This is a genomic window from Pseudomonas sp. FG43 (assembly GCF_057809175.1).
This window is the reverse complement of the sequence record NZ_JBMDJL010000007.1, coordinates 189,331-205,235: the sequence shown is the minus strand read 5'-3', so window position 1 is coordinate 205,235 and position 15,905 is coordinate 189,331. Positions and strand designations below refer to the sequence as shown.

Genomic DNA, 15,905 nt, shown 5'->3' with positions numbered 1-15,905 from the left:
TTGTTCTGAAAAATGTTCGCATGCCAGTCTAACCTGAGAACACCGCAACTTCCTTGACCATGAAGGGTCACTAACGATGTCGGCGCAGATCTGTCGGGCAAACAGTCCTTGTCAGAGGCCAATGTCACCACGGAGGAAAGTTTATGCTGTTGTTGTGGATTGTTGTTCTGGTGGTCGGCATTGCCTGGCTGGCCCATCGACGTACCGACCCGCTGCCTGCATTGGGCATTATTGCGGTCTACCTGCTGGCGATGGGCATTTTCAGCCACGCTCCGGGCTGGTTGCTGACAGTTTTCTGGGTACTCTGGCTGGCGGTTCTCCTGCCATTGGCTCTGCCGGACCTGCGTCGCAGGTTCTTCACGGCACCGATGTTCGCCTGGTTCCAGAAAGTATTGCCACCCATGTCCGATACCGAGCGCGATGCCATCGACGCCGGGACCGTCTGGTGGGACGGCGAACTGTTCAGCGGTCGCCCGGACTGGGACAAACTGCTGGCCTACCCGAAAGCCAGCCTGACCGAAGAAGAACAAGCCTTTCTCGACGGCCCTGCCGAAGAGCTGTGTGCAATGGTCAGCGACTGGGAAATCGGCCAGGCCATGGACCTGCCGCCAGAAGCCTGGGCGCATATAAAGGAACACGGTTTCTTCGCGCTGATTATCCCCAAGGAATACGGCGGCAAGGGCTTCTCGGCCTATGCCCACTCGCAAGTCGCAATGAAACTGGCCACCCGCAGCGGCGACCTGGCTTCCACGGTCATGGTGCCCAACTCACTCGGCCCGGCTGAATTGCTGCTGCACTACGGCACCGACGAACAGCGCAATCATTACCTGCCACGTCTGGCCCGTGGCGACGATATCCCCTGCTTCGCCCTGACCGGCCCGCTGGCGGGTTCCGATGCAGGCGCGATGCCCGACACCGGCATCATCTGCAAAGGCCAGTGGCAAGGTGAAGAAGTGATCGGCCTGCGCCTGAACTGGGAAAAGCGCTACATCACGCTCGGCCCGGTGGCGACCCTGCTGGGTCTGGCCTTCAAGGCCCATGACCCGGAACACCTGCTGGGTGAGGAAGAGGACCTGGGCATCAGCCTGGCGCTGATTCCGACCGACACGCCCGGCGTGGAAATCGGTCGTCGTCACTTGCCACTGGGCGCCGCCTTCATGAACGGCCCCAACTCCGGCAAGGATGTGTTCATTCCCCTGAGTTACCTGATCGGCGGCCAGGAAATGCTCGGCAAAGGCTGGATGATGCTGATGAACTGCCTGTCGGTGGGCCGCTCGATCTCGTTGCCCGCTGTCGGCACGGGTGCAGCCAAATACACCAGCCTGGTAACAGGCCAGTACGCGCAGGTTCGTGAACAGTTCAATGTTCCGTTGTCAGCCTTCGAGGGTATTCAGGAAGCGCTGGCGCGTATCGGCGGCAATGCATGGCTGATGGACAGCGCACGGATACTGACCGCCAATGCCGTGGATCTGGGGGAAAAACCTTCAGTACTCTCGGCGATCCTCAAGTACCACCTGACCGAACGCGGCCGCGAATGCATCAGCCACGCCATGGATGTCCATGGTGGCAAGGGCATCATCATGGGGCCGAACAACTACCTGGGACGCAACTGGCAAGGCGCGCCGATTTTCATCACCGTGGAAGGCGCCAACATTCTTTCCCGCAACCTGATGATCTTCGGCCAGGGCGCGATTCGCTGCCACCCGTTCGTCCTCAAGGAAATGGCTCTGGCCGGACGTGAAGACAAGGACAACGCCGTTGCCGAGTTCGACACCCTGCTGCTCAAGCACATTGGTTTTGCAGTGAGCAACGCGGCCAGCACCCTGGTGCTCAACCTTGGCCTGGGCCATTTCGAGCGGGCACCGGGCGACAGCTTGAGCCAGGGCTATTTCCGGGCATTGAATCGTCAGGCAGCAGCCTTCGCCCTGCTGGCCGACTTGAGCATGATGCTGCTGGGCGGCGAGCTGAAACGCCGCGAGCGCCTGTCGGCAAGGCTGGGAGATGTCCTGAGCCATCTGTATCTGGGCTCGGCGGCGCTCAAGCGCTATCACGACCTCAACTCCCCCGAGCATCTGCGACCGCTGCTGCGCTGGGCCATGGAAGAAAGTCTGGGGCAATCCGAGCGAGCGCTGGACGAGTTGCTGAGCAACTTCCCCAACCGTCTGCTGGGTGGTTTGTTGCGAGTGGTGGTCTTCCCGTTCGGCCGTCGCCATAAAGGCCCGTCGGACAAACTGGGGGCCGAAGTGGCGCAAGTGCTGGGCCGCGCCAAAGGTGACCCGACGCTGGAAGAACTCCTGGCCGGTTGCTACCGCCCGCAAGCGGAAGGAGATCCGGTCGCCGCACTGCAGAAGGCCTGCGACTTGCTGAGCGCAGCCCAGCCACTGCACAAGAAACTGCAACAGGTGCTCAAAAGCGGACAGGTCCAGCCCACACCGGGCGAACATGTCATCGATGCCGCTCTGCGTCTCGGGGTCCTGATGCCCACCGAAGCGCAAAACCTGAAAACGGCAGAAGCGGCACGTCGCAAGGTGATCGACGTGGATGATTTCGACAAGGAGCAATTGACCCTGACACCGGGCAAGACTCGATAACTGTCAGTGCATTACCACAGCGAGCGCGCAGAGCCTTATACTCTCGCGCTCGTTTTTGTCTTTGAGGATCACACCATGGCCGACGTCACTCTCGACCACCATCTCAGCCTGCTGACGCACCTGCGCAGCATTCTGGTCGCGCTGGGCGAGGCCGATCAGGTTCCCGAGGAAAGCCATGCGCTGTTCCTGGAGCGCTTCGACGAACTGATCACGCTTCTGCCGCAAGACCCTATCGAAAGCCAGTACCTGGGCCAGGACATCATCTGCCAGGTGATCCAGCGCTACCCGCAAATCGCCCACCTGGTACCTCGCGACCTGCTCTGGTTCTTTGCCGGTGACTGCCTGCATTTCATGCCGGACGACGAAATCGACATGTATCAGGCACTCGAAGAGCGCCGTTACGAAGCCGAACAGAATGACGAGCCTTTTGACTGGAACCAGGAAAAACAACTGCTGGCCATGTCAGAGCAAAGCAGCAAGCATTGAGTGCTTTTCGCGAATGAATTCGCTCCTACCGTAGGAGCGAATTCATATAACGATCAGCTGATCCCCGCCAACAACTCCCGCGCCATCTGTTTGTGCTGCTCGTCGGACTCTTCGATCACTTGCAGCAAGATTTCCCGTGCTGCTTCGATCTCGCCGTCATCGATCAGGACCTGAGCCTCGTTGATGCGGGTCAGAGGTGCTTCGTCCAGATCCAGCAGGTCGAATTCCGAATCGTCATCCATGAAGCTGTCGAGAAAGTCGTCGCTCAACGAGTCGCTATCGACCGGTTCAATGACTTCAACCGGCTCGATGACTTCAGGTTCGGAAAAATCGCTGAGGAACTGATCGTCGGGCAGCTCGAATACTTCAGGCAACTGGGTAAGGTTCGAGGAGAACGCAGGGTCCACTTCCGGGACGGCCGGTACTGCTGGAGCCGCCGGTTTGCTGCGGGTCGGCGGAGAGTCGAAAGGATCGACCAGATCCCAGTTGGCATCCATCGACAGGTCGTCCAGATTCAACTGGAACTCGTCGATATGCTCAGGGTTGAGCGCAGCGGCGGCCGTTTCGTCGAGCTGAGCAGCGGGTTCGGGCGGCGACGCTTTTTCAAGGCTCGGGGATGTCGCCACTGCTGCCACAACCGCGGCCGCGGCAGGTGCCTGCACGGAAACGTTCATCTGCGGATAACGTGCGCGGATCTCCTGGATTTTCCCGGCATCGACGCCATATTCCAGTGCAGCCTCTTCTTCCTTGGCAAAGCCGGCGACATCGCCCTGCTCGGCCAGCAGTTCAAGCATTCTGATACGAATATCTTCACGCTCAGGCTGTTTTTCCAGAGCACCGCGCAAGATCCCCAATGCCTCGCTGAACCGGCCATAGGCGATATAGATGCTTACGCCATCAAGTGCATCCGGGGCCGCGCCAGCCAGACGTTGCGCAACGGGCGCCCTGACCGGGGACGGGGCAGCAGCGGCGGCGACCGGTTGCGGCTCGGCCACGGCAGGCACCTCGAAAACCGGGAGGATTGTCGACTGGGCAGGTTTGATCAGCGGCTCTTCCGACGCAACAATAGGCTCCAGGTTTTTGCGCGGCTGATGACGACGTCTTGAATAAGCAAACGCCAGCAGGAGCAAGACGATCAGTACCGCGCCCAGCAAAACGGGCCAGCTGATGAAAGAATCGCTCTGCACCGGTTGCGCTGCCACAGGGGCAGGTGCAGCCGGAGCAACAGCCGGGTTGACCACAGGGTTGGCCTGGACCTGAGCCAGTTCGGTGCGCAAGGCAATAATCTGTTTGTCCTTGCCCGCCAACTGTTCCTGCAATTCCTGGGTCGTGACCTTGAGGTCTTCCACTGCCCTGATCAACTGCTGGCTCTCAATGGCGGCGGCAGCCAGTTGATCGGCAGTCCGCTGCGCCTCAGCGGCCTGGGTCTCGGTCGCGGCGGTCTTTGCAGCCGGAGCAGGTGAGCCACTCGGCAATACCGCCGCATCAGGCAACAGCAATACCTGACCGACTTTCAGGGAGGAGTTGGCGCCACTGGCAAAAGCCTGTGGGTTGAGTGCGCGAATGCCCTCGGCCAACTGGCTGGCAGACGTTTTGCCTTGCCCTTGCAGACGCTGGGCAAGCGCGTTGAGCGTATCGCCCTCGACAACGGTGTAACGCTTGCCCTCCTGAGCCGCAGGCGGTGCAACCGGCATGCGCCTCTCGGCCGCTGGCTGGGCTGCACGTTCCTGTTTTCTGTTACGTATCGCAGCCTGCCCTTCCGGGGTGGTGGCCGGGTCGAGCAACAGGGTATAGGTGCGCAACTGGTCGCCGTTGGGCCGGGTCAGTTGCACCATGAAATTCAAGTAGGGCTCAGTGACAGGCTTGCTCGAAACCACGCGGATCACGCCGCGATTACCGTTAATGATCGGGGTAAAGCGCAGGTCATTGAGGAAGAACGAACGTTCGATATCCGCCCTGGCGAAAGCCTCGGGCGAGGCCAGCTTAGCGATGACATCCTCCGGGCCCAGACCGCCGGTTTCCAGCAGCGCGATCTCGGCGTCGAATGGCTGGTTCAAGGCCGAATGCAGGGTGATATCGCCCAGCCCCAGGGCTGACGCCAGTGTCGAATAAAACAGCGATGACAGCACGAAAGAGGCTGCCACCACACTCTTGTGAACACTGGTTACAACCTTGCGCTGCGTGCGACCGTCACTCTCGACAGCAGCCTGAGAACTCTTGAGCATGCGAACCCTTATGGAAATCTTGGCGTAATCAGTCATGGACTTCACTGTCCGTCAGCAGTATGAGCGAGAACCCGTGGCCTCGCCTCAGGATCTTTCCAGATTGGCCAGAATCCGTGCGTGTACATTCATGCACACTCGCAGATCTTCTTCGCTCAGCCCTTCGAACAGTTCGACGCGCAACGCATTGGCGATGGTTTCGATCTTCTCGATCAGGGGACGTGCCGCTTCACTGAGGACAATTTTCTTGGCGCGCCGGTCTTCGACAACAGCCTGACGCTGCACCAGTTCCTGAGCTTCAAGGCTGTCGAGCAGACGCGCCAGGGTCGGGCCTTCAACGCCGATGCTCTGGGCCAGTTCACGCTGGGTCGGCGGCTCTTCGTAGCGCGCCAGATGCAACAGGACCAGCCAGCGGGCCTGGGAAAGGCCCAGACCGGCCAGACGGCGGTCCAGCTCGGCTCGCCAGCCTCGGGTGAGATGCGCAAGTTGCAACCCGAAACGGTGTTCATCAGTCAATGGCATAGAAAACTCATGGTTGAAACTAATTATTAGCGAGCTAATCATGCCCACAGTATTCAGGCAAGCCTGACACCCTGATGTTTCGTCGCGTCCGGCTTACATCTCGAACTCGGACTGCAAGGCCGCCCGAACACAATAAAGGACACCTTCGGGGACTCGCCCGGTGAACATCCCGGCGATTTCCGCAACGGCGGGCAGTTCGCCTTCGCCATCGAGGAAGGCATCCTGAACTTCACCCAGCAAGTCTTCGGGCAGATCCAGAGCCTGCTCCAGTGACAACTGCTGCTTGCCGATGGCTTCGGCAAGCATGGTGTAAACGTTCTTTTCAGAGCACTGCAATTGCCCGGCGATCTGCGCGGGCGTCATGCCGGCGCGAGCCAGGCTGATCAGTTCGTGACGCACATCGGCCACCACGCGAGGCGCTTCTGCCGCACCGCCCAGCACCTCAAGGAACGCCTCGCCATAACGCTCAAGCTTGCGCGCACCGACGCCGCTGACCCGAGCCATCTGCGACATGGTTTCAGGCTTGCTGCGCAGCATTTCCAGCAAGGTCGAATCGGGGAAGATGACATAAGGCGGCACGCCATGTTCTTCGGCCAGCTTGCGACGCAAGGCACGCAAGGCTTCCCATTGCTCGCGCTCTTCGCCACGCACCAGTTGACTGGCCGGGCTGCCGGAACTGCCCTTGGAGGTGGTTTGCGGTTTCAGGTCACGACGCAGTTCCAGCGTGACCTCGCCTCGCAGCAGCGGGCGGCAGGTGTCGCTCAGACGCAGACCGCCGTAACCCTCCAGATCGATATCCGCCAGCCCGCGGGCCACCAGCTGCCGGAACAATGAGCGCCACTCGCCTTCGGAGCGCGCCTTGCCGACGCCGAACACCGAAAGATGCTGATGGCCGAAACTCTCGACCTTGTCGTTGGACTTGCCCAGCAGAACGTCCACCAGATGGCCCACGCCATAACGCTGCCCGGTGCGGTAGATCGCCGACAGGGCCTGACGTGCAGGCTCGGTGGCATCCCAGGTCTGCACGCCATCGACACAGTTGTCGCAATGACCGCACGGATTGGGCATGTCTTCGTCGAAATAGGCCAGCAGCGTCTGACGACGGCAGCGGGTTTCCTCACACAGCGCCAGCATCGCATCGAGCTTGTGATGCTCCAGACGCTTGTGACGCTCATCGCCTTCGGAGTTCTGCAACATCTGCTTGAGCATCAGCACATCTTGCAGGCCGTAAGCCATCCAGGCATCGGCGGGCAGGCCGTCACGTCCAGCGCGACCGGTTTCCTGGTAATACGCCTCAAGAGACTTGGGCAGGTCCATGTGCGCGACAAAACGTACGTTGGGTTTGTCGATGCCCATGCCGAAAGCAATGGTGGCAACCATGATCAAGCCTTCCTCATTAAGGAAGCGCTTCTGGTTGTGGGCGCGAGTCTCGGCAGGCAGACCGGCATGGTAAGGCAACGCCGGGTAGCCGTTGTCACTGAGAAAGACCGCTACTTCGTCGACTTTCTTGCGCGACAGGCAGTAGACGATACCGGCATCGCTGCGCCGCTCGGACAGAAACGCCAGCAACTGCTTGCGTGGCTGCTCCTTGGGCACGATGCGGTAGAAAATGTTCGGACGGTCGAAGCTGGACAGGAAGCGCTCAGCGTTCTGCAGATGCAGGCGCGTGACGATTTCTTCCCGGGTCCGCTTGTCGGCGGTGGCGGTCAGGGCGATGCGCGGTACATCCGGGAACAGCTCGGCCAGTTGCCCCAGTTGCAGGTATTCAGGCCGGAAGTCGTGACCCCATTGCGAAACGCAGTGCGCCTCGTCGATGGCGAACAAGGCGATTTTCAGGTTTTGCAGAAAAGCCAGCATGCGCGGCTGAACAAGACGTTCAGGCGCGAGATAGAGCATCTTGACCTCGCCCTGGCGAATCCGGTTGGCCAGCTCGCGCTGCTGCTCGGGGCTCAGGGTCGAGTTCAGCGAGGCGGCCGAAACCCCCAGTTCGTCCAGCGTCGAGACCTGATCTTCCATCAGGGCAATCAGTGGCGAGACCACCACGCACAAACCATCGCGCAACAGGCCAGGGACCTGAAAACACAAGGACTTGCCACCACCGGTAGGCATCAGAACCAATGCATCGCCACCGCTGGCCACGCGCTCAATAATGGCACCCTGACGACCACGAAAACTGTCGTAGCCGAAGATGTCTTTAAGTACGTGTTGTGCCTGTTCGAGCATAAAAACCCCAGATTGTCCTGCTGCACTGCAAAGCGCGGCAGTATACCCGAGCGATCAAAGGCAAAGGATGACCGGGACATGAGTGGTCAAAATTAACTGTGATCGACCTCTGCGCTGGCGCCCCGGACGCGCAGGGCCTAGAATTCAGCATTGTTTTCTTTCCAAGGTAGTCCGTCCATGTCCTTCGCTGAGCAACTTACCCGCCTGCAAGTCTTCCTCGATGCAGATGAACTGCACGAAGAGGCGCTGGACTACGTGGCCGCTCATGGTTATCTGACAGCCATTTCCATCTGTTCCGAGCAGGTTCCGGAGCGTGAGTGGATCGACGCTCTGTTCTCCGAGCCACCGCACTACTCCAGCGAAGCCCAGCGCGCAGAAATCGAAACCACCCTGAGCCTGTTGCAGGCGCATATCGCCCGCCAGCTGGCTTCCGACGAAGAATTCGAGCTGCCATGCGACCTGGACCTGGGCGACGAACCAGACGACTCCGACCTGCGTGGCTGGTGCATCGGCTTCATGGAAGGCGTGTTCCTGCGTGAAAACGCCTGGTTCGAGAGCGCCGAGGAAGAAGTCAGCGAAATGCTGTTGCCGATCATGGTCGGTTCGGGCCTGTTCGACGAACAGCCGGAGTTCTCCGACATTGCCTCGGATGCCAACCTGATGGACGACATGATCGTCCAGATCCCCGAAGCCCTCACCGCCCTGTACCTGCTGTGCCAGGCCCCGGACGAAAAACCGGCGATCCTCAAGCCCCGTCACCACTGAGTCGGCGCCTATGGCGCAGGACTTGCCGCGCACCAGCCGTCACCGGCTAGTGCGCTATCTGCTGGTGGCTGTCGGCTGGGCAAGCGTAGGCCTGGGTGTCATCGGGATCTTCCTGCCGGTGCTGCCCACCACGCCTTTCCTGCTGCTGGCTGCTGCCTGTTTCGCCCGCAGTTCACCACGCTTCTACAACTGGCTGGTCAATCACAAACGGCTCGGGCCGTGGATTCGTGATTATCTGGCCGGCAACGGCATTCCCCTGAAGGGCAAGGTCTACGCCATTGCCCTGATGTGGGCCAGCATCAGCCTGTCCTGCTATCTGGTAGCACAACCCTGGGCTCGCGGCTTCATGCTGGCCAGTGCAGTGCTGGTGACGATCTATATCCTTCGCCAGAAAACCCTGCACAAGGCTTGAACATCACACCGTATCGACCTTCAGGGAATGATCGCCCAGCATGCCGTTGATGATCGAAGCCGTGTCCGCACCACTGGCGACCCAGCCGCCCGCGCCTGTCGTCACACCGTAATGCCCGGCCAGATCAACGCCCGCCAGATCGATGGTCTGGCTTGCCGCGCTGCCGCTGGCACCGACTTCAATGCTCGATACCAGGTTTGTGCCACTGCCCGAAACCTTGAAGTGCAGATAGTCATCCAGCGAATCACCCTGCACGCCTGCGCCCTGCAATAGCTGAGACAGGTCGAGCTTGTCGGCACCGAACGTGAAATCGACAACCCGGTCATGCCCGGTATCGCCGGCCAGCCACATGAAGGTGTCCTGACCTGCACCGCCGGTCAGCGTGTCATTGCCAGCCCCGCCAATCAGCAGATCGTTGCCATCGCCGCCATACAGACAGTCATTTCCTCCGCCTGCCAGCAACACATCATCGCCATCAGTACCGACCAGAGAATGCCCTTGCTGATAACTGATGCTGACCGGCGCGACATCACTGCCGCCATGGGCATCGCTGGCGGTGTAAGTGCCGTGATAAGTGGGCGTGGTATCGACGGCGCTGTAGTCGATGGTCAGGCCAATCTGGTAAGTGAGCCCTTTATTGATCACGCCCGGATCAGGCTGATGAATCAGGATCAGGCGATAGACATTGTCCTCAGTGGCGGTGATCGTTCCGCCCTCGCCCAGCGGCTGATACTCGCCGTTATCCATTTTCCAGGCCAGCCCCACCTGATCGGACACATGACGGGTGTCGACCGTCAGGGTTTCACCGGCCTTGAGCTCGATATTGAAGATGTCCTGATGGTTATAGGTATCGATCTGCCAGGCACCCAGATAGCCGTTGAGCAACACCATCGCGGTCACGGCGCTGTTGGAATAAAAGTCGCTGCGGCCAAGGTCCCGCACCTGGTTCTCGACCTTGTCCCGAGCCCCCTTGAACTCGATAGTGCCTGGCATGCAGGCCGTGAAATCCGCACCGGGCGCACGCCAGCCTGTATTGAAAACCGTTGGCGTCGCGCTCAGCGGGTCACCATTGGGTGAACGATCATTGGCCAGCAACACTGCGCCGGGCACCTCGATGCAAGGGGCCAGAATGTTGGTGATGATGTTGTCCGCCACGGCCTCAGGCCCTTGGGGCACCGGGACATGGATCAGCAGGTCGGCTCCGGCCAGATCGCCATCGTTGTCGCTGAGCACAAAACCGATCTGTTCGGTCATGGAGGTCCCGACAGCGCCCGGCGTGTAACTGAAAGCGCCGCTCTCCATGTTCACCAGCAGTGTGCCGCCCGTGCTGCTGACCAGCGTGAGTTCGTGAGTAACGGGATCGAAACCGAGCAGAGTGGAACCGCCACAGCCTGTGTCATCCGCGACGCTGATACCGCAGCGGTCATAGAGATAAGTCACGCCCTCAAGAGTGATGGATTTGACGAACCCGCCATCGGCGCCGAACGTACCGCCCGCAAGCAGGCTGCCATTGGCCACTCGGGTATCCATGTCATCGCAGCCTGGCGGCAGACACGGCACTGCCAGCTCGATATCGGCGGCCAGCGGCACATCGTCAACGATCGAAATGTCCAGATGGGCCGAACCCGAGTCACCGTCCAGATCGGTGGCGATCACTTCGATCTGCTCACCGATGCTATTGGTGCCCTCGCCTTCAGGATGTCCCTGGGGATTGAGCAAGGTATAGCTATAGCTGACCTGCCCGCTCAGCGGGTCGTACCCCGTAATGCTCAAGCTGTTGCCCAGCGCGGTGAGTGTCGACAAAGGAAAGCCCGCCACGACCCCGGCAACAATCACCTCGATACCGCCGACCGTCAGGGATTGCAGCCCGTCCGGCGCACTGACCGTGAAAGTGCCGTACTGGGTCAGCTTCCCGGCATCGGGCTGCGAACCGCCACACAGGTTGGCTTCATTGAGTGTCAGCGCACTGCACGACACCTTGACGCAGTGATCGACAGGAGGCTCGACTGGCGGATCAATCGGTGGCTCGACCGGTGGTTCTACGGGCGGAACGACGACGGGTGGCTCCACCAGCGGCGGTATCACCACCGTGACGGGAGGATCGCTCGTCAGGCCGCGCAGGAACTCGGCCTGCCCCTCGGGAAACAGCGGCACCATGGTTAGCCCCTGAGTCGGGAAGCCGATGACAGGCGTCACCTCTGCTCCCGTTTCACTGAGGATCACGGCGGTATGCCCACCGCCTTCTGAGCCAACGGCTTCATCAGCGCTCTGCACAGGCTCCGCGTCCTGCCCTGTGACCTGCTCGACGCTCACCAACAGCCCGAGTGTCGGGGTCAGCGGGTCGAGGGTTTCCACATGGACAGGCTGGCCGTCCAGAATCGATGTATCCAGCAGCAAGCGGCTGTCGCGGCCCAGCGTCAGTTCACCACCGCCCTCAAGCTGCACGGCAACTCCACCGGTTGCGCCTGTCTGTAGCTGCTCGCCTGCAAATACCCGATCCCCCTCCAGCAACACACGCTGAGTTCCACCGCTCGACACTGCTACAACATCGCCTACCGCTTGTCGTACCGTACCGATCACCCTGGCCATATTCCCTCCATTTTTCGTAATGATCGAACCCGAAAACCTTCGGCTCCGTTCTTGAACCGACTCACCTGCGTAACAGATAAAGCCCTGACAACCTTTTAACGACAAAATATCGTCGCCTGACCAACAGGTTGTTTTTGCATGTAATTTCACGCCCTTCACATGCTGACATAATTCCGTCGAAAGCCAATAAACTCTAAAACTCTTCACTTAAGTGGCTGAATAAATGAGCCTGATAAAAACAACCATCGTCTGTATTCCGAAAATGGCATAAGTTTTTTTCGGCATAAGGCATATGAAAAAAACGTCTGAGTTCTCCCAAAAGTTGTTCTTAGCTGTGTTGTTACAAGCCTGACACGGCTGACCGCACGAAAAAGTCATTTTATTGACCAGCAGAACACTATTACGAAGGGAGACGTATTCATGCGCGATTTGACACCGCTTTACAGCGCCGTCGTGCTTGCGGTGGCCTGTGCGCAAGCGCAAGCCATCACATTGACCGAAGCGATCCAGAACACCATCGACCATCACCCGGAAATCAAGGCCAGCAAGAACGAAAGGCTGTCTGCCGGTGAAGAACTGAAAGTTGCCAGGGGCGGCTATCTGCCGACAGTGGATCTGGTGGCCACCTACGGTCGGCAAAAGACCGACAGCCCCAGCACCCGTGCCCTCTACGGCCATGACTCGCAAATCCTGAACTACACCCAGTCCGAACTGCGCCTGCGCCAGTTACTGTTCGATGGCTTCAATACCCCCAACGAAGTGGGCCGCACCCAGGCCGTGGTCAACTCCCGCGCCTATTACGTGCAAGGCACTTCCCAGAGCCTGGCCCTGCGCGCCATCGAGGTTTACCTGGAAGTGCTCAAGTGCCGTGAGCTGCTGACCCTGGCCCGCAACAACCTGCAAGCTCACCTGCGCATCAATGACCAGATCACCCTGCGCAGCGAACGCGGCGTGGGCAGCACAGCGGATCGCGACCAGTCCCTGGCTCGTCGTGCGCTGGCGCAGAACAACTTCTATACCGCACAAGTGGAACTGGCCGACGCCGAAGCCAGCTTTGCCAGCGCAGTAGGTCGCCTGCCGGACGAACTGGAGACGCCGCCATCGATCAAGGGCGAGGTTCCACTGAGCCTGTCCGATGCCCAGCAGAGCATGCTGCTCAACAATCCCTACCTGAAGTCGGCGCAGGCCGATGTGCAGGCCGCCGAGAAGCAATATGAAATCGCCAAGGCGCCCTTTTATCCACGCTTCGATGCCGAACTGGCCGTGGGCGCCAATGACAACCTGCAAGGCGAGGAAGGCCATGACAAGGAATGGCGAGCCGCCGTGATGATGAATTACAACCTGTTCAACGGCAACCGGGACAAGGCACGCCTGAGTTCCAACGCCTACAAGACTGGCCAGGCTCTGGATATCCGCAACAACGCCTTGCGCATGCTCAACGAAAACATGTCGCTGGCCTGGAACGCCATGAACAACGCCCGCCAGCAAACCCCGATTGCCCGTGACTACGTGACCTCCACCACCCGCGTGCGCGCCGCGTATCAGGACCAGTTCGGTCTGGGCCAACGCACCCTGCTCGACCTGCTGGACAGCGAAAACGAACTGTACAACGCCAGCCGACGTTACACCGAAGTGCGTTACACCGAAGAACTGGCCATGTATCGCGTACTGGCCAGCGAAGGAGAGTTGCTGCGCAAACAGCGCGTGGTGCTGCCTTCCGAAGCGGTGGCGCTGAACGAAGTTGAAAACCAGGCTCGCTTGCCCTCGCTGAAGTAAATAAAACCACCCCGGATTAAAACCGATCCGTTTTGTGGGAGGCAGCTTGCTGGCGACGTCAGATGTGCAGGCACTACATATGTGCCGGTTTTACTGGCCCTTTCGCCAGCAAGCTGCCTCCCACACGTTGAATCATCTGTTCTATGGGAGTCCACCTGTGAATCGTATGGAACTGTCCGCCGCCCTCGACCCAGTGCCGAACGACGACGATCCCTTGCTCGATGGCCTGCTGATCCTCTGCAACCTGCACGGCTGCAACACCAGTCGCGCCAGCCTGAGTGCCGGTCTGCCGCTGGACCGACAGCGCTTGAGCAGTACGCTGCTGCCACGGGCCGCCGCCAGTGCCGGATTGCAGGCCCGTTGGCTGCGCCGAGACCTGAACGCCATCGACAGCCTGAATCTGCCGGTCTTGCTGTTGCTCGACCAGCAGAGCTGTGCCGTCCTGAGTCGCTGGGGCAAAGACGGTCGGGCGCTGATCCTGCCCAGTGAAAACGAAGGTGGCGAGCAATGGATCAGCCGCGAGGAACTGGCCCGTCGCTACACCGGCCAGGCCTTGTTCGCCCGTCCGCAGCATGAACTGGAACAACTGCGCGCCCCGTTGCTGCCGAGGGTCAAGACATGGTTTCGTGACACGTTGAAACTGTCTCGCGGGCTCTACAGCGATGCCATCCTCGCCAGCCTGTTGATCAACCTGCTGGGCCTGATGGTGCCCTTGTTCGTCATGCAGACCTACGACCGCGTAGTGCCCAATCAGGCAACCGCGACCTTGTGGGTGCTGGCTATCGGACTGCTGATCGGCACCCTGTTCGAGCTGGGATTACGCCTGATTCGCGCCCGCTTGCTGGATCAGGCCGGCAGCAAGACCGACCTGATTCTCTCGGCCACCCTGTTTGAACGCATCATCGGCATGCACATGCAAAACCGCCCCGCCACGGTGGGTGGTTTTGCCCAGAGCATTCATGACTTCCAGGGGCTTCGGGAATTTCTGACCGCCGTCACCCTCACCAGCCTGATCGACCTGCCATTCGCCTTGCTGATGCTGGGCGTTATCGGTTTGCTGGGCGGCTGGCTGGTGTTGATCCCGCTTCTGGCCTTCCCCCTGACCGTTGCCTTTGCCTGGACTATTCAGGTGCTGCTGCGCGACACCGTACAAAAGAGCCTGAGCCTGGGCGCAGCACGACAAGCCTTGCTGGTCGAAACCCTCGGCGGCCTGGAAACCCTCAAGGCCTGCAATGCCGAAGGCGAGCGTCAGCACCAATGGGAAAACACCCACGGCGCCCTCACCCGCCTGGACAACCACGCCCGGCATCTGGCCGCACTGGCCAGCAACAGTACGTTATTCATCCAGCAGTTCTGCGGCATGGCAACCATCGTCGCCGGGGTCTACAGCATCATCGCGGGCAACCTGAGCGTCGGCGCGCTGGTGGCCACTTACATGCTGGGCAGCCGCGTGCTCGCGCCATTGGGCCAGATCGCCGGGCTGATCACCCGCTATCAGCAAGCGCAACTGACCATGAAAAGCACCGACACCCTGATGGCCTTGCCTCAGGAGCGAGACACCCGCCAGCGTCCACTGCAATGCCCGCCACTCAAGGGCGCATTGAGCGTCAGTAATGTCAGCTTTGCGTATGGCCAGCAAAGCGCACCTGCACTGAACAACATCAGCTTCAGCGTCGAACCGGGCGAACGGATCGGCATCATTGGTCGCAGCGGCTCCGGCAAAAGCACCTTGGCACGCCTGCTGATGGGCTTCTACGCACCCGACGAAGGCCAGTTGCTGCTGGATAAGCTCGACCTGCGGCAACTGGAAATCACCGCACTGCGCCAACAGATCGGCTACGTCGCCCATGACTTGCCGCTGCTGGCCGGCAGCCTGCGCGACAACCTGACCCTCGGCGCTCGCCACACCAGCGATGCCCGCATGCTGGAAGTCGCCCGCATTACCGGCGTCGATGAACTGGCCCTCAAGCATCCCCAAGGGTTCGACCGGCCTGTGGGCGAGCGCGGCCAGTTGCTGTCCGGTGGGCAGCGTCAGGCCGTGTTGCTGGCGCGGGCACTGTTGCGTGATCCGCCGATCATGCTGCTGGACGAACCCACCAGCCACATGGACAACGCCAGCGAAGACATCCTGCGCCAGCACCTGCATCAGTTGATGCCCGGCAAGACATTGCTGCTGGTCACCCATCGCATGTCGATGCTGAACCTGGTGGATCGCCTGCTGGTTCTGGACAACGGCAAGCTGGTGGCCGACGGCCCGAAGACTGCCGTGATCGACGCGCTGCGCAAGGGCCAGGTCGGCCCGCCACCTGTTTGAGGAGC

The 15,905-nt window shown here is 60.3% G+C and carries 9 protein-coding genes and 2 pseudogenes; 6 read left to right on the top strand and 5 right to left on the bottom strand.

All coding sequences use genetic code 11. From position 1 onward, the window contains the following. Nucleotides 1–143: 143 nt before the first annotated feature. Together ACODS3_RS11150 and ACODS3_RS11145 are read left to right on the top strand one after the other, a co-directional pair. Entirely contained in the window at nt 144–2,591 is a 2,448-nt protein-coding gene (locus tag ACODS3_RS11150; RefSeq protein WP_489034269.1) for an acyl-CoA dehydrogenase, read from the top strand. 75 nt (nt 2,592–2,666) lie between these two features. Next, nucleotides 2,667–3,077, top strand: a complete 411-nt coding sequence (locus ACODS3_RS11145) for a PA2817 family protein (RefSeq protein WP_489034267.1) — start codon at nt 2,667–2,669, stop codon at nt 3,075–3,077. 53 nt (nt 3,078–3,130) lie between these two features. On the opposite strand, the gene ACODS3_RS11140 is transcribed toward ACODS3_RS11145, so the two are convergent. The 3 genes from ACODS3_RS11140 to recQ all read right to left on the bottom strand — a co-directional run bounded on the left by ACODS3_RS11140 (nt 3,131) and on the right by recQ (nt 8,044). Continuing rightward, nucleotides 3,131–5,302, bottom strand: a complete 2,172-nt coding sequence (locus ACODS3_RS11140; RefSeq protein ID WP_489034317.1) for a FimV/HubP family polar landmark protein — start codon at nt 5,300–5,302, stop codon at nt 3,131–3,133. Nucleotides 5,303–5,386: 84 nt separating this feature from the next. Then, a complete protein-coding gene (locus ACODS3_RS11135; protein WP_200999756.1) occupies nt 5,387–5,821 on the bottom strand; it encodes a MarR family transcriptional regulator in 435 nt (144 codons plus the stop codon). A gap of 93 nt (nt 5,822–5,914) precedes the next feature. Continuing rightward, complete coding sequence (gene recQ, locus ACODS3_RS11130; protein ID WP_201019264.1) at nt 5,915–8,044, bottom strand: DNA helicase RecQ; 2,130 nt, start codon at nt 8,042–8,044, stop codon at nt 5,915–5,917. 177 nt (nt 8,045–8,221) lie between these two features. Between recQ and ACODS3_RS11125 the strand changes: the two genes are divergently transcribed. Then, on the top strand, nt 8,222–8,809 hold the full coding sequence (locus ACODS3_RS11125; protein WP_200999758.1) for a UPF0149 family protein: 588 nt from the start codon (nt 8,222–8,224) through the stop codon (nt 8,807–8,809). A gap of 10 nt (nt 8,810–8,819) precedes the next feature. Then, nucleotides 8,820–9,221: a YbaN family protein gene (locus ACODS3_RS11120; protein WP_201019265.1), complete on the top strand. Its 402-nt coding sequence runs from the start codon at nt 8,820–8,822 to the stop codon at nt 9,219–9,221. 3 nt (nt 9,222–9,224) lie between these two features. On the opposite strand, the pseudogene ACODS3_RS11115 reads toward ACODS3_RS11120, so the two are convergent. Both ACODS3_RS11115 and ACODS3_RS11110 read right to left on the bottom strand, forming a co-directional pair. Then, nucleotides 9,225–9,872: pseudogene (locus ACODS3_RS11115) on the bottom strand (type I secretion C-terminal target domain-containing protein); the annotation flags it as partial. A 1,524-nt stretch (nt 9,873–11,396) separates the two neighbouring features. Then, a pseudogene (locus tag ACODS3_RS11110) lies at nt 11,397–11,810 on the bottom strand (retention module-containing protein); the annotation flags it as partial. Between the two features lie 420 nt (nt 11,811–12,230). Between ACODS3_RS11110 and ACODS3_RS11105 the strand changes: the two are divergent. Both ACODS3_RS11105 and ACODS3_RS11100 read left to right on the top strand, forming a co-directional pair. Continuing rightward, the gene (locus ACODS3_RS11105) at nt 12,231–13,586 is read left to right on the top strand and encodes a TolC family outer membrane protein (protein ID WP_489034264.1); all 1,356 of its coding nucleotides are present in this window, start codon (nt 12,231–12,233) and stop codon (nt 13,584–13,586) included. Nucleotides 13,587–13,752: 166 nt separating this feature from the next. Beyond that, nucleotides 13,753–15,900 carry a type I secretion system permease/ATPase gene (locus tag ACODS3_RS11100; protein WP_489034315.1) on the top strand — a complete coding sequence of 716 codons (2,148 nt, stop codon included), beginning with the start codon at nt 13,753–13,755 and terminating at the stop codon, nt 15,898–15,900. Nucleotides 15,901–15,905 lie beyond the last annotated feature (5 nt).

Coding starts and splice junctions, on each gene's coding strand:
- ACODS3_RS11150 (WP_489034269.1), top strand. CDS start 144: ATGCTGTTGTTGTGGATTGTTGTTCTGGTGGTCGGCATTGCCTGGCTG.
- ACODS3_RS11145 (WP_489034267.1), top strand. CDS start 2,667: ATGGCCGACGTCACTCTCGACCACCATCTCAGCCTGCTGACGCACCTG.
- ACODS3_RS11140 (WP_489034317.1), bottom strand. CDS start 5,302: ATGCTCAAGAGTTCTCAGGCTGCTGTCGAGAGTGACGGTCGCACGCAG.
- ACODS3_RS11135 (WP_200999756.1), bottom strand. CDS start 5,821: ATGCCATTGACTGATGAACACCGTTTCGGGTTGCAACTTGCGCATCTC.
- recQ (WP_201019264.1), bottom strand. CDS start 8,044: ATGCTCGAACAGGCACAACACGTACTTAAAGACATCTTCGGCTACGAC.
- ACODS3_RS11125 (WP_200999758.1), top strand. CDS start 8,222: ATGTCCTTCGCTGAGCAACTTACCCGCCTGCAAGTCTTCCTCGATGCA.
- ACODS3_RS11120 (WP_201019265.1), top strand. CDS start 8,820: ATGGCGCAGGACTTGCCGCGCACCAGCCGTCACCGGCTAGTGCGCTAT.
- ACODS3_RS11105 (WP_489034264.1), top strand. CDS start 12,231: ATGCGCGATTTGACACCGCTTTACAGCGCCGTCGTGCTTGCGGTGGCC.
- ACODS3_RS11100 (WP_489034315.1), top strand. CDS start 13,753: ATGGAACTGTCCGCCGCCCTCGACCCAGTGCCGAACGACGACGATCCC.